Source organism: Myroides sp. LoEW2-1, from assembly GCF_009767705.1.
Classification (GTDB): Bacteria; Bacteroidota; Bacteroidia; order Flavobacteriales; family Flavobacteriaceae; genus Flavobacterium; species Flavobacterium album_A.
In genome coordinates, this window is the sequence record NZ_WSPP01000345.1 from 1 (window position 1) to 1,076 (window position 1,076).

Consider the following 1,076-nt stretch of genomic DNA (forward strand, 5'->3'; position numbering starts at 1 on the left):
GTATTATAGCAGTTGTATTACCAGATCAATGGGGAAGCTATGAATATTATATTACTCAAGATTCTGTTTGTAATTGTAGAAATCTAAATACATCGTTTTTGTTTCAGATTTTGAAAGACAATATGTTTAACATTAAAAATCCAAATACAGAAATTTGCACAAATGGTTCAACTGTTTATTATGGTGATAGTTGTTATATTCAATCTGTAAAGTGGGAAGATTTTAAGTCAATTCCAGATTATTATCTGAATAAAGCTATTGAATTACGAGATAATAAAGAAGATTATAATATAACAAAAACTGTAAAATAATATGAGCTTTATTTCAGAATCAAAGTTAGCTAGTTATAGAACGAGAACAGAAACATTTTCGGCGGATAATATAGTTAATCTTAAGGAAAGTACATATAGCGATAAATCGCGTCCAATGATCTTCTTATCTCACAAGCATGATGAACAAACTATCTTACAAGATGTTATTGCATTTCTTAAAGATGAGGGAGTTGATGTATATGTTGATTGGATGGATTCATCAATGCCAGCATACACTAATGCAGAAACCGCACATAAACTTAAGCAGAAAATAAAGGTTGCGGATAAATTTATTTTATTAGCAACGCAAAGTGCAATTAATTCTAAATGGTGTAATTGGGAGTTAGGGTTAGGAGATGCTGAAAAGTATATTAACAATATCGCTCTTTTTCCTATTAACAGAAGTAATCAGGTTTTTTATGGAGCAGAATATTTAAGAATTTATCCTAGAATAGAATATCAAGATGGTTCAACACAGTATATAGGAGGAGCATATATTCCAAAAGGATACTATGTGTTTTATCCTGAAGACAAAGATGGAAATAGTAGACTTCTTCCTCTAAAAAAATGGCTAAAGTTATAATAACATGGATGATAAAGTCTTGAAACATTTAGAATTTATACAAAACACGATTAATCGTATGAGTACAAATTCATTTATAATTAAAGGTTGGGCAATTACATTAATTGGAGTAATTATAAGTTTTACAGAAATCGAGGGGAGATATTTATTTTATAACTCTACTTATAACTTCCCTATCGAAA

1 protein-coding gene and 1 pseudogene are annotated in these 1,076 nt (G+C 29.2%); both read left to right on the plus strand.

The features are described from left to right. A pseudogene (locus GOQ24_RS15705) lies at positions 1-311 on the plus strand (hypothetical protein); the annotation flags it as partial. A gap of 1 nt (position 312) precedes the next feature. Next, a complete protein-coding gene (locus GOQ24_RS15710) occupies positions 313-894 on the plus strand; it encodes a toll/interleukin-1 receptor domain-containing protein (protein WP_160340114.1) in 582 nt (193 codons plus the stop codon). Positions 895-1,076: the final 182 nt, after the last annotated feature.

What these genes read in the sequence shown, in the direction of transcription:
- GOQ24_RS15710 (WP_160340114.1), top strand. Translation starts at nt 313, where the DNA reads ATGAGCTTTATTTCAGAATCAAAGTTAGCTAGTTATAGAACGAGAACA.